Origin of the sequence: Moorena sp. SIO3E8, assembly GCF_010692445.1 — a bacterium.
GTDB classification, from domain to species: Bacteria; Cyanobacteriota; Cyanobacteriia; order Cyanobacteriales; family Coleofasciculaceae; genus Moorena; species Moorena bouillonii.
The window spans coordinates 16,015-37,126 of the sequence record NZ_JAAHHM010000026.1; the positions used below are offsets into that span (position 1 = coordinate 16,015).

Here is a 21,112-nt window from a genome sequence, read left to right on the forward strand (position 1 = left end):
GATGCGATCGCATTACAAAAGCCTTAAGCCAACTTAGAATGGGTGATTGCATAACCATTAGCTTAACCAAGTTACCTTGAGATGTGATTCCACTCACTCATATCAAAACCTAATACCTAAAACCTAATAGCTAACTAAAAAATGACTATTGAACTTTTGTCCCACCTAACCGGACGAAACCTCACTCAAGACAATATAACACCGCCTGTGAGGTTTTTAGCTGCCCTAGTAACCCTTGGGATGGGAGTCATGTATGCTGATGGCGTTGTACAGGACGAAGAAAAGCAGCTACTAGAGAAAACCATTGAGCGATTAGTACCCCCCCAGAGGGATGTCCGTCAATTGGTGCAGCGTTTGCTTTGTGGACTAGAGAAGAATCCGGTTTATCAAAATCCTCAGCAGTGGTTGAAGCTAACTACTTCCCTGTCTGAGTCAGAGCGAATTTTGCTCCTTAACTTTTGCTATGCCATGTCAGCGGTGGATGGGACGATTGACCCCAATGAAAGCCAGTATTTACAGCTAGCCTCAAATTCCCTAGGCATTGATTCCCGCTACCCAGTGCTGATGGAAGCTTGGTTCAAGGGTGAGGAATTTCCAGATCAGTCGGTTTGGAAAGAGTTGCAATCAAAGCTGCAACCAGAAAAGTTTGAGGCTTTAGGTATTCGACTGGTAAATCAGCAAGTTGTTGAATACTTGTCTCGTCTGGTGGGAAGGCAACTCAGTGTACTAGATATTACACCAACCATGATTTTTGTGGTAGCCTTGGTCACTATTTCTTTGGAAGTAATGTTGGCGGATGGTCAAGTGGTAGAAGAAGAAACACAGCTGCTGGCAAAAACTATTGACCGCTTAACGCCTCCCGAGGAGGATGATTTGCGTCAATTGGGGCCGTTCTTAATCGGACTTCTGCTTAGGCAAGTTAAGCGGAACCCTACTGCGTCTAATTGCCCCGAATGGTTAACTTTGACTAAGCCTCTAAGCGATGCTGAGAAGCTACTCCTGTTGTGCTTTGCTTATGATATGTCAGCGGCGGATGGGGAAATTGACCCTACTGAGCAGGACTATTTACACATAGTGGCTAAGCATCTGGGGATTGATGTTAGGTATACAGCAGTCCTGGAGGCAGGATTTAGGGATGAAGATATTCAGGATGAACAGGCTTGGGAGGAGTTGCGCTCCCAGCTCCATCCGGATCAGTTTCAGTATCTGGATATGGTATTTGTAGATGCGGCTAGATATATCCTCGATTGCCTGGAAGTATGTAGCTTGTGATGGAAAACTCCTGATGGTTGAAGGTATTGATCTAGCTAACAATTATTATTTCTAATCCTGCCATTAGGCATAATAGTGTTACAGAAAATAGCATCATTTAAGTCAGCCTTAGCTAATTTAGCCTTTTTAAGATTAGCATGGCTCAAATTAGCCTCACTCAAATCAGCATCATGAAAGTCAACACCTTCTAAATTGGCATAACTTAGGTTGGCGGCTCTCAAGTCACTATTATACAGTCTTGCACCACTCAAATTAGCATGACTAAGGTTAGCGCCAGACATTTCTTCATAACCTAGGTTAATATTTTTCAAGTCCAAACCGCTTAAGTCAGCCTCTGCACAAATAAAGATCGCTCCTGCTTTTGATGGGTTAAATCCAGTCGGAAACTCAGTGCATGATGTATAGATAGCTTTGGTAAAATTTATACTATTAAGGTCAGCTTTTTTCCAGCCATCAACCCCTAGCATACGGGAATAACTGAAGTTAGCATTGCTCAGGTCAGAATCACCTAGGTAAACCTCACATAAGGTAGCATAACTGAAATTTACATCCCTGAGCTTACTACCAGCCATATAGATTACAGATAAATCAGCATAACTGAGATCAGTACCACTAAAGTCGCAGTTTTCCAAGTTTGATTCAGACGCTACTAGATGACTCAAGTTAGCCTTAGTGAAGTTGGAATTTTCGATAGTGGTTTCGTATAGGTAAGCATTCCTCAAGTTAGCATGACTTAACTCCACATCATCCCAACTAGCTTCCTCTAAATCAGCATTACTCAAGTCAGCATAATTTAGACAAACACCCTTGAGGTTAGTACTTTTCAAGTTAGCCTTTTTAAAATTAATACCAGAAAAATCTCTTTCACCGGCTTCGTAGCGTTTTAGGAATTCATCACGATTCATAGTATGCCCCTTATTTGTTTAATCTTAGATAGTAATCATCCTGATTATAACGTATTTATTTATGATTTTGGTTAATTATTATTACGGCGATTTGCATAACTATAAGGTACACATAATTGTTTTCTCTATTCCCTATTCCCTGCTCCGAAGTCCCTGCTCCGAAGTCCCTAAAAACCAAGAATTTTGTACCTAACTGAATTGCAAAGCGCTGTAATAGTTAATGGTTTTATAGCGTTTATCATAGCTATGAGGTACACATTATTTTTTCCCTCTTCCCTCTTCCCTCTTCCCTCTTCCCTCTTCCCTGCTCCGAAGTCCCTGCTCCGAAGTCCCTGCTCCGAAGTCCCTAAAAACCAGAGATTTGTACCTCATGGGTATAAGACTTGCTATAGTACTTAATGCTATCAAGCTTAATCTAAGGGTGCCTAATCCTTAATTTTTAATTCCTCATCCTTGATTGCTCATCCTTAATGTGCCGATAAGCAATCAAATCTCCTAGCCCAGGGGTTTGATGAAGTTGCTCCCAACTCCATAAACTCGACGTAGTCATAACGAGTTTGGGTTATTTTGGCAGAACAGAAAAAGAAAGGTTACTTTAGTTTTATATCGATTTGCTTTGCTGTCAGGTTACAAAATAGTTGATTTTTGATTAGGCTCACATTAAGAGTGAAGAATACCGACAGAAAGTAGAAGCGATTGGTCCTCAAACCATTCAAGCGATCGCACAAGCAGGTCCGGAAATGCAGGCAAGACTTCTAGAAGCACTTGGTATCCAGAGTGTTTTGATTACCGATGGCAAAAATCCCATCAATCTATTTGGCGCAGCTAATGGTCTGATTACTCCCCCGACTTCTAACTAAGTGCATCTGTGTTTGCTGCGCGCTGTGTCTGCTGCGTGCTGGCACGGTTTCCCTTATACACCGATAGACTGAGAACCCAACGCTATCTTACCGGTCTATCTTATCGGTCTATCTGTGTCGAAGGTTGAGAGTTGAGGTGTTGCTCGACTCTGTTAATGACCCCTAGTAGGAGAAAGAGACCAAATACTACAGCAACACCGATAGCAGTCCACTTGAAAAAAACTAACTTTGGCCGACCTTTAGCTGGATAACCACAACTGAGGCAAATTTCATCGTTGGTGCTGGTTAAAGACCCACAAACGTTACACTGTTCTAAAGCCATAGTTCTTGGAAATCTCTACCGTCATAAGATAACTGAAAAAATTATCAGGTGGGTAGAGTACTTTGAGCCTTCGTTACCAACTCCTTGATCCCCAAGTTGCTTAGTTCAAGTGGGTAGGTTACAAAAAAATCAGGGCACAAGGGAAAACCTCCAGGTATGAAGCCTGTGACCAATAACCGATTACCCATTCCTAATCATGGCCTCAGGACACAATTTAATTCTGGATCTAACCACAGTTCTAGGGGCTTCTGCTTTGGGAGGCTACCTTGCCAATCGGCTACGTCAACCTGTACTTTTAGGCTATTTAGCCAGTGGTTTATTGGTTGGTCCGTTTGGTCTTAAACTCGTAGGCGAATTAGAACAAGTCAAATCCCTAGCTGAAATTGGGATTGTTTTTTTGTTATTCACCTATGGGGTAGAATTTTCTCTATCCCAGCTTAAACGATTTAAAGATATTGTCCTGAAAGGGAGTTTACTGCAAATTAGTCTCACTATTACCCTAGTTGCAGTTTTAGCCAATGGACTTGGTTGGGTTGATGGATTTACTCCGGGAATAATGCTCGGATTCATCATCTCCCTTTCCTCTACCTCAGTAGTTCTTAAAACCCTGATGGAGAGAGGAGAAACCAATACCCTTCATGGTCAAGTGATGCTGGCAATTTTGATTGCTCAAGACCTTAGTTTAGGTCTGATGTTAGCCGTCATCCCCGCCCTTCAACAGCCCTCAGATATTGGCTCAGCGTTAGTTGTTGCTTTACTCAAAGCGTTGGTGTTTTTAGCTGCTGCTCTAGCCGCCGGTCGCTGGATAGTTCCCCATCTCATTAAATATATTGCCCGCACTGAAAACAGTGAGTTATTTCTGATCACAGTAATTGCCCTGTGTTTAGGAATTGCTTTGATTACTGCTGGACTTGGTCTATCCGTTGAAATGGGAGCCTTTGTGGCAGGATTAATGATGGCTGAAATTGATTATGCTGACCAAGCAGTTGCCAAAATAATCCCCCTTAAAGACACATTTGTATGTCTATTTTTTGCATCCATAGGAATGCTCATTGAGCCGGAAGTGCTGCTCGATAACTTCGGCATAATTATCGGTTTAGTGATGTTAGTAATGGGGGGTAAAGCAGCCATTATCCTACCGATTGTGCTGAAATTTGGCTATTCCTTTAAAACGGCTTTTATTGCTAGTTTTGGTCTCAATCAAATTGGAGAATTTTCCTTTGTCTTAGCAGTGGTTGGCTTTGAGTTAGGATTTATCACTAGGGATCAGTATCTACTCCTGGTGGGAACTACAGCCATTACCCTAGTCCTGACACCCATGTGGCTAAGATGGTCTCCCCGAATAGCAGACCACCTGGTAAATCTGCCGTTTCTGAAAAGCTACCTGCGTCAGTTTCAGGGTACTAAAGCTTTGTCAATTCCAGAAACGATTTGTAATCATGTGGTAGTGGCTGGCTATGGACGAGTTGGGCGAGTACTGGTCAACATCCTGCGCAATCAAGGGCATGAGGTACTAGTGATTGAAAATAGCGAAGCTGCTATTCAACGCTTGAGACATGAGAAAATTCCCTATATGTTTGGGGATGCTCACTCGGAACTGGTGTTAGAAAAAGCCCATCTAGAAAAAGCTAAAGCCCTAGCCATTGCCCTACCCGATCCTGGCAGTACCCGCTTGTTGCTCAAACGTGCCCTCAAGTTTGCCCCAGGACTGGATATCGTGGCTCGTTCTCACAAAAATAGCGAAATTGACCTACTCACCCAGTTAGGGGCGCGGGAAGTAGTGCAACCAGAATTTGAGGCAGCATTGGAAATGGGAGCCCATGTGCTAGTAGCACTGGGAGAAACCCAAGGTATGATTCAGTCGGTGATCAATCGGATTCACCAAGACCGCTATTTGAGTGTACGACCTGAACAAGCTACCTATTCAAAGCAGCAAGACATCACTGATGTTGCTCAAGAACTTGACAGTGAGTGGGTGACTTTGACTCAAACTTCCCGTCTAGATTGGGTAACTCTGGCAGCATCAGATATCCGTAACGTGACTGGGGTAACAGTTTTGACAATTCAACAAGGTCATGATATTGTCCACTACCCACAAGGTAAGATGACGTTGCGTTCAGGGGATCGATTGCTAGTTGTTGGGGAACCGGAAGAATTAGCCGCGTTTAGAGACTGGATCGAAAGTCGCAGTTTCCTTAGTGAGGGATCTAAGCATTGGGTAACTTTGGTAGAGAATTCAAGTTTGGTGGGTATGAAGCCAATTGATCTCCAGCATCAATACAATTTGATGGTTCAGGCGTTACGTAGACAAGGGAAACTATATAATCCGGTGGATGAAGCTGGAGTATTGCAGGTGGGGGATTGTGTGTTGTTGTCTGGGGAATGGGATGAGGACTGAATTCTTTGGTGCGCGATCGCATCCTTCGAGCTCCGAATCCCCCGATTTCACATAAATCCATACAGCAAGGAAATTTTTGTCAAACTAATTCTCAAACTAACTAGACACCCTTAGCAAAATACTATATACTATATAATAGTGGCATTATGACAGTTGCTTAATCAGCAACTGAATAGCTGCGTGTGCTGTGGGCTGAGAAATAGGTTCGAGGCAAGACAATATACACAGCATACCAGGCGTTTGTTTGGCATCAGGGCTAAAGTAGGTCAAAGACAGTTAGGTATAAACAACTCCCATCAGTTCTTGGGTCTGCTTTAGGTCAATCAGTGCTTACACTTTCGTGGATCAAGGGATACTGAGTTATTAACAACTTAAGTCCCAGCGAAGTCAGGCGAGTTTAATAGCCTTTTCTGACAAGTAAACGCAATTGAACGAGAATCTAGCTTGAACATCATGCCGAGCTAGATAAAAGTGGGCTCTCTGCTTATTTTTTGAGGAGAGGTTTATCCACTATAAATAGTGACCAGGTTGATAATGACCAGGTTTGTGGCACAAAGGGAATTCAGGTTCTTGAATATCCCTGCTGCCAGACTGCTGCAATGTCTACAAAGGAGAAACCAGTGTCTGTCGGTATCCTCGGTACCAAACTCGGTATGACCCAAGTGTTCGATGATGAAGGAAGAGCGATTCCTGTAACCGTCGTCAAAGCTGGGCCATGCACTGTGACCCAAATAAAAACCAACCAGACAGATGGCTACAATGCCATTCAAATTGGTTATGACCAAGTCAAGCCTAAGGCAATTAATAAGCCTGAAATAGGACACTTGGCTAAATCTAGCGCCCCACCCTTACGCCACCTACGTGAGTACCGCGTGGATGATACCAGTAAGTTTGAACTGGGTCAGCCAGTCAATACCGATATGTTCAGTATTGGTCAAATTGTCGATGTCAGCGGTAAAAGCATTGGTCGCGGGTTTGCGGGTTATCAGAAACGTCACAACTTCAGGCGAGGACCGATGGCTCATGGTTCCAAAAACCACCGCCTCCCAGGTTCCACTGGAGCAGGGACAACCCCTGGTCGTACCTATCCAGGTAAGAAAATGGCTGGTCGTTACGGCGGTACCAAGGTGACAATTCGCAAACTTGAAGTAGTCAAGATAGATGCAGAGCGCAATTTGCTAGTGATTAAAGGTGCAGTTCCCGGTAAACCAGGGACACTCTTGAGCATTGCACCCACTAATAAAGTCGGACGTTAGTCACAAGGAAAAAGCAATTAGCTCCCTCATCGTTAGGTGTAAGCCTGATGATGTATATGTAACTGTTTATTTTTACTAGTAGCACCCCCTGAGTGCTTAAAAGCTAAAAGCTAATTGCTAAACGCTTGATCCCTAAGAAGGAGAGAACAAATGGTAGATTGTTCAGTGCGAAACTGGCAAGGGGAAGAAGTAGGGCAGGCAACACTCCAGATGCGAGTTGCCAAAGAAGAAAACGCTGCCCACATTGTTCACCGGTCACTGGTTAGACAAATGGCCAATGCTCGTCAAGGCAATGCTTGTACAAAAACTCGTTCCGAAGTTAGAGGTGGAGGACGCAAACCTTGGCGACAAAAGGGAACCGGTCGTGCTCGTGCTGGTTCGAATCGTTCACCCCTATGGCGTGGTGGTGGTGTGATCTTTGGTCCGAAACCCAGAGACTATAGCCAGAAAATGAACCGCAAAGAGCGTCGCTTGGCTCTAAGAACAGCGTTTATGAGTCGAGCAGAGGATTTGATTGTGGTAGAGGAATTTGTTGAACAACTACCACGACCCAAGACCAAGGATGTGGTGGCAGCCATTGGTCGGTGGGGAATTGAGCCTGAGTCAAAAGTTCTCCTAATCCTGGCCCAGCCAGAAGAAAAGGTTTATTTGTCAGTCCGTAACCTAGCAACTGTCAAGTTGATTTATGCCACCAACTTGAATATCTATGATATCCTTGACGCTGATAAAATCGTGACCACTAACACAGCTCTTGCCAAAATTCAGGAGGTTTACAATGACGGAGTATAACCCCCGTGACCTTGCTGATTTGGTGATTCGCCCAATTGTGACTGAAAAGGCGACCCTACTGATGGAGCAGAACAAGTATGTCTTTGATGTGATTATCAAAGCGACAAAGCCACAAATTAGAGCCGCGATTGAAAGTCTTTTTGAAGTGAAAGTAGTGGCAGTAAATACCCTACGTCCGCCACGTAAAAAGCGTCGAGTGGGAAGATTTGTAGGTTACAAAACCCAGTACAAACGGGCGATTGTTACCCTAGCTCCAGGAGATTCGATTACTCTATTCCCAGACGTATAAAACTGGCTAATTGCTAATTGCTAATTCTTAATTTGGTTAATTGCCAATTGGTAGATTGTCAATTGTTAAGACAAACTAGTCAAGACAAACTAGTCAAGACAAACTAAGTAAAAAATACTTGTTATGGGCATCCGTAGCTATCGACCATACACCCCAGGCACTCGTCAGGGTACTGTCTCAGACTTCGCTGAGATTACTCGGACTGAGCCAGAAAAATCCCTAACCAAGTCTAAGCATCGAAAAAAAGGTCGCAATAATCGCGGTGTTATTACCTGTCGCCATCGCGGTGGCGGACATAAGCGTCTATACAGGGTAATTGACTTCCGCCGGGATAAGCACAATATTCCAGCAAAAGTGGCAGCAATTGAGTATGACCCCAATCGGAATGCTAGGATTGCGCTGCTCTACTATCAAGATGGTGAAAAGCGATATATCCTGCATCCTGTGGGTTTGGAAGTTGGGTCCTCCATTATATCTGGGCCTGACTCTCCCATCGAAATAGGCAATGCCTTGCCCCTAAAGGATATTCCCTTAGGCACCAACGTGCATAACGTTGAACTGATACCAGGGCGAGGAGCACAGATTGTTCGTGCTGCCGGGGCAACTGCTCAAGTGCAAGCAAAAGAAGGTGACTATGTCACCCTAAAGCTGCCGTCTAGTGAAGTCAGGATGTTGCGTAAAGAATGCTACGCCACTATTGGACAGGTCGGTAATGTTGAAGCCAGAAACTTGAGTTTAGGCAAAGCTGGTCGCAATCGACATAGAGGCCGTCGTCCCCAAGTACGGGGCAGTGTAATGAACCCGGTAGATCACCCCCATGGCGGTGGTGAGGGTAGAGCTCCTATTGGTAGAAGTGGTCCAGTGACCCCCTGGGGGAAACCAGCCTTAGGAGCCAAAACTCGTAAGGTCAAAAAGCAAAGTAGTTCTTTAATTGTCCGGCGTAGGCGCAAATCCTCTAAGCGAGGGCGCGGTGGTCGAGATTCTTAAGGAGTTGAACGTTAAAGTTAGCAGGTTAAAGGTTGTAAATAACAATTACTAACTACCAACTAGCAACTATTAACTACCAACTAACAACTAAAAATTAACGAGCGTTGAATTATGGGTCGTTCATTAAAAAAAGGTCCTTTTATAGCCGATAGTCTTCTGACTAAGATTGAAACCTTGAATGCTAAAGGCGAAAAACAGGTGATTAAAACCTGGTCAAGAGCCTCGACCATTGTGCCCCAGATGGTTGGTCACACCATTGCCGTTCATAACGGGCGGACACATGTACCAGTTTTTATCAATGAGCAGATGGTAGGTCATAAGCTGGGCGAATTTGCCCCGACTCGAACATTTCGGGGACATGTTAAGGATGGTAAGGCCCGTCGTTAAAGTGATTAGTTCAGTAGTTAGTAGCTATAAAGAAAGCAAATGATGGAACGATGGCGATAGACACTACAGCAGAAACTAAAGCGATCGCACGCTACATTCGGATGTCTCCAAGTAAAGTGAGGCGAGTACTTGACCAAATTCGGGGGCGTTCCTATCGGGAAGCTCTGATCATTCTGGAATTCATGCCCTACCGGGCTTGTCAACCAGTCTTGAAAGTACTACGCTCCGCTGTTGCCAATGCTGAACACAATGCAGGGATTGACCCAGCTAGCTTATACATCACTAAAGCTTTTGCGGATATGGGACCAAGCTTGAAGCGGTATCGACCAAGAGCTCAAGGTCGTGCTTATCAGATTCGCAAGCCAACCTGTCATATCACGGTAGCTGTTTCTCCAGAAGTAGATGATTAGTTAGTGAGTTGATTGAGCATTACCAAGAGTGAACACCAATAGCGCTATGGCTCGATAAGAGGGAAAGAAAAGAACAGTGGGACAGAAAATACATCCAATTGGTTTTCGGCTAGGTATCACGCAAGAGCATCGCTCTCGCTGGTTTGCCGACTCAAAGCGTTATCCGCTTCTGTTGCAGGAAGATTACCAAATCCGACAATATGTTGACAAAAACCTCAATAATGCTGGAATTTCTGACATCCGGATTGAGCGCAAAGCTGACCAGATTGATTTAGAAATTCATACAGCTCGACCTGGGGTAGTTGTTGGTCGTGGTGGCAGTGGTATTGAGTCTTTGCGTGTCGGTCTGCAAAAATCCCTGGGCAACAATCGTCAGATTCGCATCAATGTCGTGGAAGTATCACGGGTGGATGCAGATGCTACCCTAATTGCCGAGTACATTGCTCAACAGCTAGAGCGCCGAGTTTCCTTCAGACGAGTGGTTCGTCAAGCAATTCAGCGGGCTCAGCGGGCTGATGTCCAAGGCATTAAAGTTCAGGTAGGTGGTCGGTTAAATGGAGCTGAAATTGCCCGAACCGAGTGGACTCGTGAAGGACGAGTGCCCCTCCATACCCTCCGGGCAAATATTGACTATTCCTACAAAACAGCCCAAACCATTTATGGAATTTTGGGCATTAAAGTTTGGGTTTTCAAAGGGGAAGTGATTCCTGGTCAAGAAGAAAAGCCTACCCCTAACACAGCTCAACCTCGTCGCCGTCAGCCAAAACGCCGCCAGCAGTTTGAAGACCGCTCAAATGACTAGTGATGACTCACTAGTATGAATGAAAATTGCTTGCTTGTTAATTGTCAGTTTTCAATTTTCGATTTTCAATTAACAAAGAACAAATTATGTTAAGTCCAAAAAGAACAAAATATCGCAAACAGCACCGGGGACGAATGAAGGGTATGGCCACTCGTGGCAGTACCATTAACTTTGGTGATTATGCCCTGCAAGCCACAGAACCAGCTTGGATTACCTCCCGCCAAATCGAAGCAGGTCGTCGGGCAATGACGCGCTACGTTCGTCGTGGTGGCAAAATCTGGATTAGAATTTTCCCAGATAAACCAGTCACCATGCGTCCCGCAGAAACTCGTATGGGTTCTGGAAAAGGTTCCCCAGAGTTTTGGGTAGCAGTAGTTAAACCAGGTCGGATTATCTATGAAATCGCTGGGGTAAGCGAAGAGGTTGCTCGGGAAGCCATGCGTCTGGCGGCTAACAAATTTCCCATTAAATTGAAGTTCATTTCTCGTGAAGGGGAAAAGGTATAAGCTATGGCTCTGCCCAAGATAGAAGATGCTAGAAGCCTGAGCGATGCCGAACTAGAGCAGGAAATATTAGCAGCTAAGCGTCAGTTGTTTGACTTGCGCCTGCAAAAGGCAACCAAACGTTTAGAAAAACCTCACCAGTTTAAGCATCTTAAGCACCGAATCGCTCAGCTAATGACAGTAGAACGAGAACGCCAACTCGCTAAACAAAAAGAATCAACAGATATCTCACAAAGTGATACCCCACAATCAGAACAAAGTGATACCCCACAATCAGAATCAGAAGCATAAGGAATAGTATGGCAGCAAAAGAGAGAGTTGGCCTGGTGGTCAGCGACAAAATGGACAAAACTGTGGTGGTGGCTATTGAAAATAGGTCTCCCCACCCAAAGTACGGCAAAATTGTTGTGCGTACCAAGCGATACAAAGCTCATGATGAGGAAAATAAATGTAAAGAAGGCGATCGCGTTCGGATTAAAGAAACACGACCACTGAGTCGTACCAAACGCTGGATGGTTGCTGAAATCGTCAGTAGTTCCTCAAAATAGCGAGTTAACCCTAGTCGATGTGGGTTCTCCACGACCTACAAATGTGCGTGAGATCTCGGAAGAAAATCCTTTTGGAATTGGAAACAAACCCAAGGTTTAACTCATAACTCGTTTAAATCATAACTGATTACTCTATTAGAGGAGGGACACTGATGATTCAACAAGAGAGCTACCTAAACGTTGCTGACAACAGTGGAGCCAGAAAAATAATGTGCATCCGCGTTATTGGTGCAGGAAATCGGCGCTACGGTGGTGTGGGTGATGTAATTATTGGTGTGGTCAAGGATGCCATTCCAAATATGGGTGTCAAAAAGTCAGATGTAGTTAGGGCTGTGATTGTGCGCACCCGCAAGGGGCTACGTCGGGAAAGCGGTATGAGTATTCGCTTTGATGACAACGCAGCAGTAATCATAAACGCAGATGGCAATCCCAGAGGTACCCGCGTTTTTGGCCCTGTAGCACGGGAACTGCGAGAGAAAAACTTCACAAAAATTATATCCCTTGCTCCGGAGGTACTCTGATGGTAGGTACAAGCAAGAAGGCACAAACTGATACCCCATTACGCTACAAAATGCACGTTAAAAAGGGCGACACGGTACAAGTGATTGCCGGTCGAGATAAAGGCAAAATTGGAGAAATTTTGCGGACGCTACCCAAAATTAGCAAGGTAGTAGTCAAAGGAGTTAACGTCAAAACTAAGCATGTCAAGCCTCAACAGGAAGGTGAGAAAGGTCAAATTGCTACGTTTGAATCTCCAATCCATAGCTCCAACGTCATGCTTTACTCGAATAAAGAAAAAATTGCTAGCCGCATCTGCTATACCTTTACCGACGATGGTCGTAAGGTCCGGATGCTCAAAAAAACTGGTGAGATTATTGACTAATTAGTCCCTAGTGCTTAATCCTGAGTCCTCAGTACTCAAAAAAGTAACAAAAAAATTACTCTTGGCAGTTACTAATGGCTAATGGTCAATGACCAATGACTAATAACTAATGACAATTGCCCTGACCAAGCCCAGGGAAATCAAAGGAAAAAAACTATGACAAAAGGGTTAAAAATCCTATACCAGGAAACAATAGTCCCCAAATTAAAAGAGCAATTCGGTTACAAAAACATTCATCAAGTACCGAAATTAGTCAAAGTTAGTCTTAACCGAGGATTAGGAGAGGCATCTCAAAATGCCAAGGCTCTGGAATCGTCGGTAAGCGAAATTGCCATCATCACCGGTCAAAAACCGGTGGTCACACGAGCAAAACAAGCGATCGCGGGTTTTAAAATCCGTGCCGGGATGCCTGTTGGTGTCACGGTTACCCTCCGTTCAGAGCGTATGTACTCCTTTCTAGAGCGGCTAATTAACTTAGCCCTGCCAAGAATTCGGGACTTTCGGGGTCTTAGCCCTAGAAGCTTTGACGGTCGTGGTAACTACACTCTTGGGGTGCGAGAGCAACTCATTTTTCCAGAAGTAGACTACGACAGTATCGATCAGATTCGTGGTATGGATATTACCATAGTCACCACTGCCAACACTGACGAAGAAGGTCGCGCCTTACTCAAAGAGATGGGAATGCCTTTCCGGGATAAATAAGCCTGTAATCATAGGAAGGAACAATGCCGGCAAACGACACAATTGCAGATATGCTGACCCGCATTAGAAATGCCTGCTTGGTTCGGCATCAAACAACAAATGTACAATCAACTAAAATGACCCGGGCGATTGCCCAAGTACTCAAAGAAGAAGGCTTTATTACTGATTTTGAGGAAGCAGGCGAAGGGGTCAAAAGATACTTAGTTGTTTCCCTAAAATACAAGGGCAACAATCGCAAACCAATTATCAGATCCCTGAAGCGGGTGAGTAAACCGGGATTGCGAGTTTACTCCAACCGTAAAGAACTGCCAAGAGTCTTGGGAGGGATTGGGATTGCTATTATCTCTACTTCTAATGGCATCATGACCGACCGGGAAGCAAGGCGTCGGGGAATTGGTGGTGAAGTTCTGTGTTACGTATGGTAAAGGATGAAGGATGAAGGATGAAGGATCTACTAAGAGCAGTCAGCTGACTCGCTACTTACAAATCTAAGCTTGTCAGCTATCAGCTGAAAGCCCCTGTAGATTAGAGCATCAGTTCGATGAATAATCAGCTCAATATGCCAAACGGTCCGATAACAACCTAGGATTGATCGGATTAGCTGATTAACCAATTCATGACATAGTTCATACTTCATACTTCATACTTTATAGTTCATACTTCTTTAGTTAGGAGGATAATTTTATGTCACGTATTGGCAAGCGCCCTATACCAATTCCCAGTAAAGTTACTGTAAAAATAGACGGTCAACAGGTGAAGGTCAAAGGTTCCAAAGGTGAACTGGATTGGGTTTTGCCAGATACAATTAAAGCTGAGCAAGTTGGTGAAACTGTAGAGGTTTCCCGGCGCGAAGAAACCCGAACCGCCCGTGAAAGTCATGGTTTGTCTCGCACTCTGGTGGCCAACATGATTGAGGGAGTATCCAAAGGCTTTGAAAAACGTTTGGACATTCAGGGAGTCGGTTATCGAGCTCAAGTGAAAGGTCGAAATCTAATTTTAAACGTTGGTTACAGCCAGCCAGTGGAGATCGTTCCTCCTGAGGGGATTGAAGTCAAAGTTGAAAACAACACCAACGTCATTGTCAGTGGCATCAACAAAGAAGTTGTAGGCAACACAGCTGCAAAAATTCGTGCAGTTCGACCCCCAGAAGTCTATAAAGGTAAAGGCATTCGATATGCCGGTGAAGTAGTAAGACGTAAAGCTGGTAAAGCAGGTAAGAAGTAAACTATGAAACTTACTCGAAAAGAATCTATACGACACAGACATAGGCGGGTACGCCGGAAAGTCAGTGGTACTGCTGAACGCCCAAGATTAGCTGTGTTTCGCTCTAATGAGCACATTTATGTGCAAGTTATCGATGACAATCAGCAACATACCATAGTGGCAGCTTCAACGTTAGAACCAGCTCTGAGATCTGAACTCAAATCTGGAGCCACTTGTGAAGCCTCAGCTAAAGTGGGTCAGTTGGTGGCCGAGCGAGCACTAGAAAAAGGTCTCAAGAAAGTGGTCTTTGACCGTGGAGGCTACCTATATCATGGTCGTGTCAAAGCTTTAGCAGAAGCTGCTCGTGAAGCAGGGCTAGATTTTTAGTAAATGCTAATTAAAAATTGACAACTGAAAATTGCAATTAACAGTTAAAAATTAGCAACGATCAATTAGCTAATCTTTGATAAATTACTATCATGATTTAATCTATAGCGAACTATGGCAAATCGTAGAAAAAGCAACCGCTCTAAAGAAAAAGAAAGTACTTGGCAAGAGCGGGTTATCCAAATCCGCCGCGTTAGTAAGGTGGTCAAAGGGGGCAAAAAATTGAGCTTCCGCGCCATCGTAGTTGTAGGTAATGAAAAAGGTCAGGTGGGGGTTGGTGTAGGCAAAGCCAGTGATGTAATTGGTGCTGTCCGTAAAGGAGTTGCTGATGCTAAAAAGCAACTCATTGATGTACCCTTAACCAAAACTAATTCCATTCCTCACCCATCTAGAGGTAGGGCTGTGGGAGCAAAAGTGATCATGCGACCTGCGGCTCCCGGAACTGGTGTTATTGCTGGTGGTGCTGTGCGCACAGTACTTGAGTTAGCTGGAGTTAAAAATGTCTTAGCTAAACAGCTTGGTTCCAATAACCCCCTCAATAATGCTAGAGCAGCAATCAACTCTCTTGATTCCCTGCGCACATTTTCAGAGGTGGCTCAAGAACGAGACATTCCCCTTGAACAAATCTATGCATAAAAAAGCTAGGTAGCTAGAAATAAAAGTAATCTGTTAAAGATTGACGGCTGATGGTAAACCGTCAATCTTCAAAAAAAATTTTTATCCTTACAAAAAACGATGAGAATCAATGATGCAGTCCCCAAACAAGGCTCCAAAAAGCGCCGACGCCGTGTAGGTCGTGGCATTGCCGCTGGTCAAGGGGCTAGCTGCGGTTTTGGAATGCGTGGTCAAAAATCCCGTTCAGGTCGAGGGACAAGACCTGGTTTTGAAGGGGGTCAGATGCCCTTATATCGCCGTATCCCCAAGTTAAAACACTTTACGGTCATTAACCCCAAACATTACACTACAATCAACGTAGGTAAGTTGGCATCACTTCCCGCCAATACTGAGGTAACTTTGGAATCATTGTTGGAGACAGGTTTAGTCACCACCAATGATGGTCCATTGAAACTACTCGGTGATGGTGAGCTGAATGTGCCACTCACTATAAAAGCTGCTGCCTTTACAAGTGGTGCCCGCCAAAAAATCGAGGCGGCTGGTGGCAGCTGGGAAGTTATAGCTAAGTAACCCCTTTAGCCCTTATGCTCCTGTATCTTCAAGAGGTACCTTAAATGACAGTCAGTCGAGACAAAGCCCCAACTGCTCAAGAGACGTTTATGCAAATGGCTCAAGCGGCTGGCCTTAGAGGTCGGCTGCTTGTCACCGTTGGTTTGTTAATTTTAGCCCGCTTGGGTGTCTTTCTTCCTGTACCAGGAATTGATCGAGCCAGATTTTCAGCAGAACTCCAGAATAGCCCGTTTGTCGGTCTTTTGGACTTTTTCTCTGGTGGTGGTTTTTCCGCCCTAGGGATTTTTGCCTTGGGAATTTTGCCTTATATTAATGCTTCGATTATCCTACAACTGCTAACGGCAGCAATTCCTTCTTTAGAAAATTTGCAGAAAAATGAAGGTGAAGCAGGGCGTCGAAAAATCGGTCAGATTACCCGTTATGTTGCCCTAGGCTGGTCTGTGATTCAAAGTATTGGCTTATCGTTGTGGGCACAGCGCTTTGCTGTTGAACCAGGCGCATTCTTTGTGTTTGAAACTGTACTTGCCCTCACAGCTGGCTCTATGTTTGTGATGTGGCTATCAGAGTTAATTACCGAACGAGGTATTGGCAACGGAGCTTCACTATTGATTTTTGTCAATATTGTTGCTGTTTTGCCCCGCACCTTGGGTCAAACCATTGAACTGGCTCAGACCGGTGGTCGAGAAACGGTGGGTAAGGTAATTGTGCTGCTGTTAGTTTTCCTAGTCATGATTGTCGGTATTGTCTTTGTGCAAGAAGGAAGCCGACGAATTCCGATTATTACTGCCAGACGTCAAGTTGGTAAGCGCCTTTACCGGGAGCGGAAAAATTATTTGCCCCTAAGGCTAAACCAAGGTGGCGTGATGCCAATTATCTTTGCCTCAGCCGTCTTAATCCTACCCACATCCCTAGCTGGGATAACTAGTGGCGATAATAGCAATGGATTGTTAGGCTCAATCAATCAAGTCCTAATCCAGATTGCCAATTATCTCAACCCCAATGGTCAAACTCCTTGGGTCTATGTTGCTGTCTATTTAGTCTTGATTTTATTCTTTAGCTACTTCTACGCCTCCCTGATTATAAACCCAGTAGATATGTCCCAGAATTTGAAGAAAATGGGGGCGAGTATCCCTGGTATTCGACCAGGAAGGGCTACGAGTGAATATATAGAAAGAGTTTTGAACCGACTGACCTTATTAGGAGCAATTTTCCTAGGACTGGTAGCTGTAGTACCAACTGCAGTCGAAAGCGCCACTGGTGTAACCACATTTAGAGGATTAGGTGCCACATCCTTGCTGATTTTGGTGGGGGTTGCCATCGACACAGCCAAGCAAATTCAAACCTACGTGATTTCCCAGCGTTACGAAGGTATGGTCAAGCAGTAAAGCGATTATTGGGCAATGGGCGCAGCAGCTTTTTTAGGTGGATGAGCCTCAAATTTTCGGGTCAGTTGGTTGTTTTTCATTGCCTAGGACAAAAACCAACTGACACATCACCCATGACACATGACACATGAAAAGATTAATCTTTTTAGGACCTCCAGGAGCAGGTAAAGGAACTCAAGCCAAAATTGTGGCTGAACAACTAGGGATTCCTCACATTTCCACCGGGGAAATTTTGCGAGGGGCTGTAAGTGCTCAAACCCTCCTGGGTCAAAAAGCTCAGTCCTATATGGATAAAGGAGAATTGGTTCCTGACGAGTTGCTCATAGATCTGATCCGCGATCGCCTAAATCAACCTGATGCTCAAAAAGGTTGGATTTTAGACGGTTTTCCCCGTAACGTCAGCCAAGCCCATTTCTTGAATGACCTGTTGCAAGAGCTTGACCAAACTTTGGATGGTGCCATCAACCTGGAAGTTCCAGATCAGGTTTTGATCGACAGACTATTGGAAAGGGGTCGTAAGGAGGGACGTACAGATGATAATGAGGAAACTATCCGCACACGTCTTGAGGTCTATAACCATCAAACAGCTCCTTTGGTGGAATTTTACCGAGAACACTCCGCTTTAAAATCGGTTAATGGTGATATCTCCTTAGAGGAAGTAACCGAATTGATTAAACAGGTTCTAGGGTAATGATTTTAGGCTAAGCCGGTTCAGCAGAAAGTCAGAAACCCCCCTGCCTGGGCCATGGGAGCTATCATCTGACCTTCTTGTAGCTAATACCTAATACCATTAGCCTAATAATTAGACTAATGGTTATTATCATGGTTCGACCGGTGTAACCTATGCCTTGAGCTAGGCCACGGGAAAAAGGCTTCCCTGACCCCGCTACTCCAAAGTTGCTGGAAAAGTATTTTAGTTGGTATAATTTTGGATTTGATAAAATATGTTAAGACTCCCTGAATTAAATAATCAAAATTTAGAACATAGGGGGATAGTTGTATTGAGGTTAAAACACGTTGGCTAAACAAGACTTAATTGAAATGGAAGGCACGGTGACTGAATCCCTGCCGAATGCCATGTTTAGGGTTGACTTGGACAATGGATTTAATGTCCTAGCTCATATTTCCGGTAAAATTCGTCGGAATTACATCAAAATTCTGCCTGGAGACCGGGTCAAAGTTGAACTAACCCCCTACGATTTAACCAAAGGCAGGATTACCTACCGCCTGCGTAAGAAGTAAAACTAGCAGCGACTTCTGTTTTATTTAAAATAAGTTAAATTTGACAAGTCAACGTAAAAAAAGATATAATAACCAACTGCATTGTGTCAAAAAAACCAAGAGATGAAAGTTAGACCATCTGTCAGAAAAATGTGTGAGAAGTGCCGCGTAATTAAACGCCACGGTCGAGTTATGGTAATTTGCCCCAATCCCAAGCACAAACAGCGTCAGGGATAAATCTCAAATCCATACACTTAATCCATACATTTAATTTGTAGCACAAAACTTCAGTCAAGGGAGAACCAAGCGTGGCTCGGATTGCCAGTGTAGACCTACCTCGCGATAAACGTGTAGAAATAGGTCTGACCTACATTTATGGAATCGGTCTGTCGCGGTCTAAAGACATTTTAGCAGCAACAGGAGTTAACCCAGATACGAGGGTTAAGGATTTGACCGATGCGGAGGTGGCTGCCCTCAGAGCAGCTGTCGAAAAAAATTATCAGGTGGAAGGGGATTTAAGGCGCTGGCAGTCAATGAACATCAAGCGCCTAGTAGATATTGGTACCTATCGCGGACGTCGTCATCGCATGGGACTGCCCGTGAGAGGACAGCGAACCCGCACTAATGCCCGTACCCGTCGCGGTAGACGAGTGACTATCGCTGGAAAGAAAAAAGCACCGGCTAAGAAGTAATAGCTCTAGTCAGCCCAACTATCCACCACAGCTTTCTTGTCATTGGTCATTCGTCAAAAGTAACTGCCAGGAGACCTTCTGTTAGTCACTTTGGACAAAGGACTTTGGACAAAAGACTTTCGAAAAAATTGTACAGGTTACTCAACCCCAAGATAATCAATCACCCATAGAGTAAAGTCAAGTGACATGGCGCGACCAACAAAAAAAGGTGGTACAAAAAAGCAGAAACGCAATGTACCCAATGGAATAGCATACATCCAGTCTACGTTCAATAATACTATCGTTACCATTTCTGACACCAAAGGGGATGTAGTCTCTTGGGCTTCAGCTGGCTCTAGTGGATTTAAGGGGGCAAAAAAAGGAACTCCCTTCGCTGCTCAGACCGCTGCTGACAGTGCTGCCCGACGAGCCATAGACCAAGGTATGCGTCAGGTGGAAGTGATGGTGAGTGGACCAGGAGCAGGTCGAGAAACCGCTATTCGGGCCCTGCAAGGAGCCGGACTGGAAATCACCCTAATCAGGGATGTAACTCCAATTCCTCATAACGGCTGCCGTCCACCCAAACGGCGTCGAGTATAAGAGTATATTTTTTGCGACCGTTAGGTTGAAAGGAAAGTAGCTTGAAAGGAGGAGGTTCATCAGGAACTTCTTACCCTTTTTACCCTTTGGCTTACTATCCCTTCAACCTGTATTCGGTTAAAGGGGTCTTATGAATAGAGGGAGGTCACTCTGTGGCGCAGTTTCAGATTGAGTGTGTAGAATCCAAAACACTGAAGAACCAAAGTCAGTATAGCAGATTTGTCCTAGAGCCTCTCGAACGTGGTCAAGGCACAACGGTTGGCAACGCCCTCAGACGAGTTTTGCTGTCCAACCTAGAAGGGGCAGCAGTGACGGCTGTCCGGATTGCTGGCGTAAACAATGAGTTTGCCACAATTGAGGGAGTCAGAGAGGATGTCCTGGAAATTATGCTGAATATGAAGGAAGTTGTCCTAAAAAGCTACACCTCTCAACCTCAGATAGGTCGAGTGATGATTACTGGGCCATCCACTGTGAGAGCTGCTCAGTTTGATTTGCCCTCGGAGGTGGAAATTATTGCTCCAGGTCAGTATGTTGCTACCTTAGCAGAAGGGGCTAAGCTGGAAATGGAGTTCCGCATCGAAAAAGGTACAGGATATCGCTCTGTGGAACGGGGGCATGATGAATCAACAGCGGTAGATTTCCTCCAGATTGACTCTGTGTTCATGCCGGTGACTAAAGTAAATTACAGCGTTGAGAATACTCGCATTGATGGTGCTCTGGAAAAGGATCGCTTAACTTTAGAGGTCTGGACCAATGGTAGTATAACTCCCCAAGAAGCTCTATCTCAAGCGGCTGGTACCCTCGTGGATCTGTTCAATCCTCTCAAGGATATTAATCTCGAATCTATTAAAGATGACTATGGTGATGATGACGATCCCACCAGCCAAATCCCGATCGAAGAATTACAACTCTCGGTTCGGGCTTACAACTGCCTGAAACGAGCACAGATAAATTCTGTATCCGATTTGCTCGATTATAGTCAGGAAGACCTCCTAGAAATCAAAAACTTTGGTCAAAAGTCGGCTGAAGAAGTGATTGAAGCTCTGCAACGACGTCTAGGAATTACACTGCCCCACGAAAAATCCGCTAAGACTTAACCACAACAATTAAACTTAAGGGACTGGAGAAGCACGCAAGTAGCTAGTCT

The 21,112-nt window shown here is 44.6% G+C and carries 30 protein-coding genes; 28 read left to right on the forward strand and 2 right to left on the reverse strand.

From position 1 onward, the window contains the following. The first annotated feature begins 141 nt into the window (after positions 1 to 141). A complete protein-coding gene (locus F6K46_RS13960; protein WP_081431021.1) occupies positions 142 to 1,272 on the forward strand; it encodes a TerB family tellurite resistance protein in 1,131 nt (376 codons plus the stop codon). Between the two features lie 35 nt (positions 1,273 to 1,307). On the opposite strand, the gene F6K46_RS13965 is transcribed toward F6K46_RS13960, so the two are convergent. Next, a complete protein-coding gene (locus F6K46_RS13965; protein ID WP_293056507.1) occupies positions 1,308 to 2,177 on the reverse strand; it encodes a pentapeptide repeat-containing protein in 870 nt (289 codons plus the stop codon). Positions 2,178 to 2,423: 246 nt separating this feature from the next. On the opposite strand from F6K46_RS13965, the gene F6K46_RS13970 reads away from it, so the two are divergent. Then, positions 2,424 to 2,576, forward strand: a complete 153-nt coding sequence (locus F6K46_RS13970; RefSeq protein ID WP_293056516.1) for a hypothetical protein — start codon at positions 2,424 to 2,426, stop codon at positions 2,574 to 2,576. Between the two features lie 561 nt (positions 2,577 to 3,137). Here F6K46_RS13970 and F6K46_RS13975 read toward each other — a convergent pair. Further along, entirely contained in the window at positions 3,138 to 3,359 is a 222-nt protein-coding gene (locus F6K46_RS13975; RefSeq protein WP_075895729.1) for a hypothetical protein, read from the reverse strand. A 196-nt stretch (positions 3,360 to 3,555) separates the two neighbouring features. Between F6K46_RS13975 and F6K46_RS13980 the strand changes: the two genes are divergently transcribed. The 26 genes from F6K46_RS13980 (at position 3,556) to F6K46_RS14105 (ending at position 21,062) form a co-directional block, all read left to right on the forward strand. Then, positions 3,556 to 5,757: a cation:proton antiporter gene (locus F6K46_RS13980; protein WP_293056531.1), complete on the forward strand. Its 2,202-nt coding sequence runs from the start codon at positions 3,556 to 3,558 to the stop codon at positions 5,755 to 5,757. Between the two features lie 620 nt (positions 5,758 to 6,377). Next, positions 6,378 to 7,013: a 50S ribosomal protein L3 gene (gene rplC, locus F6K46_RS13985; RefSeq protein WP_293056542.1), complete on the forward strand. Its 636-nt coding sequence runs from the start codon at positions 6,378 to 6,380 to the stop codon at positions 7,011 to 7,013. Between the two features lie 150 nt (positions 7,014 to 7,163). Next, positions 7,164 to 7,802, forward strand: a complete 639-nt coding sequence (gene rplD / locus F6K46_RS13990; RefSeq protein ID WP_293056552.1) for a 50S ribosomal protein L4 — start codon at positions 7,164 to 7,166, stop codon at positions 7,800 to 7,802. After that, entirely contained in the window at positions 7,789 to 8,091 is a 303-nt protein-coding gene (locus tag F6K46_RS13995) for a 50S ribosomal protein L23 (protein ID WP_008191220.1), read from the forward strand. The genes rplD and F6K46_RS13995 overlap by 14 nt, the downstream gene beginning before the upstream one ends. A 123-nt stretch (positions 8,092 to 8,214) precedes the next feature. Continuing rightward, positions 8,215 to 9,078 (forward strand): 50S ribosomal protein L2, encoded by an 864-nt coding sequence (gene rplB / locus F6K46_RS14000; protein ID WP_070390685.1) that lies wholly within the window; start codon positions 8,215 to 8,217, stop codon positions 9,076 to 9,078. Between the two features lie 111 nt (positions 9,079 to 9,189). Continuing rightward, positions 9,190 to 9,465: a 30S ribosomal protein S19 gene (gene rpsS, locus F6K46_RS14005; protein WP_008191216.1), complete on the forward strand. Its 276-nt coding sequence runs from the start codon at positions 9,190 to 9,192 to the stop codon at positions 9,463 to 9,465. A gap of 50 nt (positions 9,466 to 9,515) precedes the next feature. Further along, positions 9,516 to 9,875: a 50S ribosomal protein L22 gene (gene rplV / locus F6K46_RS14010; protein ID WP_008191214.1), complete on the forward strand. Its 360-nt coding sequence runs from the start codon at positions 9,516 to 9,518 to the stop codon at positions 9,873 to 9,875. Between the two features lie 76 nt (positions 9,876 to 9,951). Next, complete coding sequence (gene rpsC / locus F6K46_RS14015) at positions 9,952 to 10,677, forward strand: 30S ribosomal protein S3 (RefSeq protein ID WP_008191211.1); 726 nt, start codon at positions 9,952 to 9,954, stop codon at positions 10,675 to 10,677. 86 nt (positions 10,678 to 10,763) lie between these two features. Then, positions 10,764 to 11,183 carry a 50S ribosomal protein L16 gene (rplP, locus tag F6K46_RS14020; protein ID WP_075895717.1) on the forward strand — a complete coding sequence of 140 codons (420 nt, stop codon included), beginning with the start codon at positions 10,764 to 10,766 and terminating at the stop codon, positions 11,181 to 11,183. 3 nt (positions 11,184 to 11,186) lie between these two features. Then, positions 11,187 to 11,471, forward strand: coding sequence for a 50S ribosomal protein L29 (gene rpmC / locus F6K46_RS14025; protein WP_293056576.1), 285 nt, complete (start codon positions 11,187 to 11,189; stop codon positions 11,469 to 11,471). An 8-nt stretch (positions 11,472 to 11,479) separates the two neighbouring features. Then, positions 11,480 to 11,728 carry a 30S ribosomal protein S17 gene (gene rpsQ, locus F6K46_RS14030; RefSeq protein ID WP_293056588.1) on the forward strand — a complete coding sequence of 83 codons (249 nt, stop codon included), beginning with the start codon at positions 11,480 to 11,482 and terminating at the stop codon, positions 11,726 to 11,728. Positions 11,729 to 11,880: 152 nt separating this feature from the next. Next, entirely contained in the window at positions 11,881 to 12,249 is a 369-nt protein-coding gene (rplN, locus tag F6K46_RS14035; protein WP_070390681.1) for a 50S ribosomal protein L14, read from the forward strand. Beyond that, the gene (rplX, locus tag F6K46_RS14040) at positions 12,249 to 12,611 is read left to right on the forward strand and encodes a 50S ribosomal protein L24 (RefSeq protein WP_293056594.1); all 363 of its coding nucleotides are present in this window, start codon (positions 12,249 to 12,251) and stop codon (positions 12,609 to 12,611) included. The genes rplN and rplX overlap by 1 nt, the downstream gene beginning before the upstream one ends. 156 nt (positions 12,612 to 12,767) lie before the next feature. Then, complete coding sequence (rplE, locus tag F6K46_RS14045) at positions 12,768 to 13,313, forward strand: 50S ribosomal protein L5 (protein WP_070390679.1); 546 nt, start codon at positions 12,768 to 12,770, stop codon at positions 13,311 to 13,313. Positions 13,314 to 13,336: 23 nt separating this feature from the next. Beyond that, entirely contained in the window at positions 13,337 to 13,738 is a 402-nt protein-coding gene (rpsH, locus tag F6K46_RS14050) for a 30S ribosomal protein S8 (RefSeq protein ID WP_293056602.1), read from the forward strand. A 259-nt stretch (positions 13,739 to 13,997) separates the two neighbouring features. Next, positions 13,998 to 14,537: a 50S ribosomal protein L6 gene (gene rplF, locus F6K46_RS14055; protein ID WP_293056614.1), complete on the forward strand. Its 540-nt coding sequence runs from the start codon at positions 13,998 to 14,000 to the stop codon at positions 14,535 to 14,537. A 3-nt stretch (positions 14,538 to 14,540) separates the two neighbouring features. Then, on the forward strand, positions 14,541 to 14,903 hold the full coding sequence (rplR, locus tag F6K46_RS14060; protein ID WP_293056630.1) for a 50S ribosomal protein L18: 363 nt from the start codon (positions 14,541 to 14,543) through the stop codon (positions 14,901 to 14,903). Between the two features lie 114 nt (positions 14,904 to 15,017). After that, positions 15,018 to 15,539 (forward strand): 30S ribosomal protein S5, encoded by a 522-nt coding sequence (gene rpsE / locus F6K46_RS14065; RefSeq protein ID WP_293056634.1) that lies wholly within the window; start codon positions 15,018 to 15,020, stop codon positions 15,537 to 15,539. A gap of 99 nt (positions 15,540 to 15,638) precedes the next feature. Next, a complete protein-coding gene (gene rplO, locus F6K46_RS14070) occupies positions 15,639 to 16,088 on the forward strand; it encodes a 50S ribosomal protein L15 (RefSeq protein ID WP_293056637.1) in 450 nt (149 codons plus the stop codon). Between the two features lie 44 nt (positions 16,089 to 16,132). Further along, complete coding sequence (gene secY, locus F6K46_RS14075) at positions 16,133 to 17,473, forward strand: preprotein translocase subunit SecY (RefSeq protein ID WP_293056651.1); 1,341 nt, start codon at positions 16,133 to 16,135, stop codon at positions 17,471 to 17,473. Positions 17,474 to 17,600: 127 nt separating this feature from the next. Continuing rightward, the gene (locus tag F6K46_RS14080; RefSeq protein WP_293056666.1) at positions 17,601 to 18,164 is read left to right on the forward strand and encodes an adenylate kinase; all 564 of its coding nucleotides are present in this window, start codon (positions 17,601 to 17,603) and stop codon (positions 18,162 to 18,164) included. Positions 18,165 to 18,490: 326 nt separating this feature from the next. Beyond that, positions 18,491 to 18,715: a translation initiation factor IF-1 gene (infA, locus tag F6K46_RS14085; protein WP_008191178.1), complete on the forward strand. Its 225-nt coding sequence runs from the start codon at positions 18,491 to 18,493 to the stop codon at positions 18,713 to 18,715. Between the two features lie 102 nt (positions 18,716 to 18,817). Then, positions 18,818 to 18,931, forward strand: coding sequence for a 50S ribosomal protein L36 (rpmJ, locus tag F6K46_RS14090; protein WP_075895709.1), 114 nt, complete (start codon positions 18,818 to 18,820; stop codon positions 18,929 to 18,931). Between the two features lie 71 nt (positions 18,932 to 19,002). Next, positions 19,003 to 19,386, forward strand: a complete 384-nt coding sequence (gene rpsM, locus F6K46_RS14095; RefSeq protein ID WP_008191169.1) for a 30S ribosomal protein S13 — start codon at positions 19,003 to 19,005, stop codon at positions 19,384 to 19,386. Positions 19,387 to 19,572: 186 nt separating this feature from the next. Further along, on the forward strand, positions 19,573 to 19,965 hold the full coding sequence (rpsK, locus tag F6K46_RS14100) for a 30S ribosomal protein S11 (protein ID WP_008191167.1): 393 nt from the start codon (positions 19,573 to 19,575) through the stop codon (positions 19,963 to 19,965). A 152-nt stretch (positions 19,966 to 20,117) separates the two neighbouring features. Then, the gene (locus tag F6K46_RS14105) at positions 20,118 to 21,062 is read left to right on the forward strand and encodes a DNA-directed RNA polymerase subunit alpha (protein ID WP_008191164.1); all 945 of its coding nucleotides are present in this window, start codon (positions 20,118 to 20,120) and stop codon (positions 21,060 to 21,062) included. The last annotated feature ends 50 nt before the right edge of the window (positions 21,063 to 21,112 follow it).

What these genes read in the sequence shown, in the direction of transcription:
- F6K46_RS14080 (WP_293056666.1), top strand. Translation starts at nt 17,601, where the DNA reads ATGAAAAGATTAATCTTTTTAGGACCTCCAGGAGCAGGTAAAGGAACT.
- rplP (WP_075895717.1), top strand. Translation starts at nt 10,764, where the DNA reads ATGTTAAGTCCAAAAAGAACAAAATATCGCAAACAGCACCGGGGACGA.
- F6K46_RS13965 (WP_293056507.1), bottom strand. Translation starts at nt 2,177, where the DNA reads ATGAATCGTGATGAATTCCTAAAACGCTACGAAGCCGGTGAAAGAGAT.
- rplX (WP_293056594.1), top strand. Translation starts at nt 12,249, where the DNA reads ATGGTAGGTACAAGCAAGAAGGCACAAACTGATACCCCATTACGCTAC.
- rplF (WP_293056614.1), top strand. Translation starts at nt 13,998, where the DNA reads ATGTCACGTATTGGCAAGCGCCCTATACCAATTCCCAGTAAAGTTACT.
- F6K46_RS13995 (WP_008191220.1), top strand. Translation starts at nt 7,789, where the DNA reads ATGACGGAGTATAACCCCCGTGACCTTGCTGATTTGGTGATTCGCCCA.
- rpsS (WP_008191216.1), top strand. Translation starts at nt 9,190, where the DNA reads ATGGGTCGTTCATTAAAAAAAGGTCCTTTTATAGCCGATAGTCTTCTG.
- rplO (WP_293056637.1), top strand. Translation starts at nt 15,639, where the DNA reads ATGAGAATCAATGATGCAGTCCCCAAACAAGGCTCCAAAAAGCGCCGA.
- rplV (WP_008191214.1), top strand. Translation starts at nt 9,516, where the DNA reads ATGGCGATAGACACTACAGCAGAAACTAAAGCGATCGCACGCTACATT.
- rplE (WP_070390679.1), top strand. Translation starts at nt 12,768, where the DNA reads ATGACAAAAGGGTTAAAAATCCTATACCAGGAAACAATAGTCCCCAAA.
- rpmJ (WP_075895709.1), top strand. Translation starts at nt 18,818, where the DNA reads ATGAAAGTTAGACCATCTGTCAGAAAAATGTGTGAGAAGTGCCGCGTA.
- F6K46_RS13970 (WP_293056516.1), top strand. Translation starts at nt 2,424, where the DNA reads ATGAGGTACACATTATTTTTTCCCTCTTCCCTCTTCCCTCTTCCCTCT.
- rpsE (WP_293056634.1), top strand. Translation starts at nt 15,018, where the DNA reads ATGGCAAATCGTAGAAAAAGCAACCGCTCTAAAGAAAAAGAAAGTACT.
- rplN (WP_070390681.1), top strand. Translation starts at nt 11,881, where the DNA reads ATGATTCAACAAGAGAGCTACCTAAACGTTGCTGACAACAGTGGAGCC.
- rplB (WP_070390685.1), top strand. Translation starts at nt 8,215, where the DNA reads ATGGGCATCCGTAGCTATCGACCATACACCCCAGGCACTCGTCAGGGT.
- F6K46_RS13960 (WP_081431021.1), top strand. Translation starts at nt 142, where the DNA reads ATGACTATTGAACTTTTGTCCCACCTAACCGGACGAAACCTCACTCAA.
- rpsH (WP_293056602.1), top strand. Translation starts at nt 13,337, where the DNA reads ATGCCGGCAAACGACACAATTGCAGATATGCTGACCCGCATTAGAAAT.
- F6K46_RS13975 (WP_075895729.1), bottom strand. Translation starts at nt 3,359, where the DNA reads ATGGCTTTAGAACAGTGTAACGTTTGTGGGTCTTTAACCAGCACCAAC.
- rplD (WP_293056552.1), top strand. Translation starts at nt 7,164, where the DNA reads ATGGTAGATTGTTCAGTGCGAAACTGGCAAGGGGAAGAAGTAGGGCAG.
- rpmC (WP_293056576.1), top strand. Translation starts at nt 11,187, where the DNA reads ATGGCTCTGCCCAAGATAGAAGATGCTAGAAGCCTGAGCGATGCCGAA.
- F6K46_RS13980 (WP_293056531.1), top strand. Translation starts at nt 3,556, where the DNA reads ATGGCCTCAGGACACAATTTAATTCTGGATCTAACCACAGTTCTAGGG.
- rpsQ (WP_293056588.1), top strand. Translation starts at nt 11,480, where the DNA reads ATGGCAGCAAAAGAGAGAGTTGGCCTGGTGGTCAGCGACAAAATGGAC.
- rpsK (WP_008191167.1), top strand. Translation starts at nt 19,573, where the DNA reads ATGGCGCGACCAACAAAAAAAGGTGGTACAAAAAAGCAGAAACGCAAT.
- secY (WP_293056651.1), top strand. Translation starts at nt 16,133, where the DNA reads ATGACAGTCAGTCGAGACAAAGCCCCAACTGCTCAAGAGACGTTTATG.
- rplR (WP_293056630.1), top strand. Translation starts at nt 14,541, where the DNA reads ATGAAACTTACTCGAAAAGAATCTATACGACACAGACATAGGCGGGTA.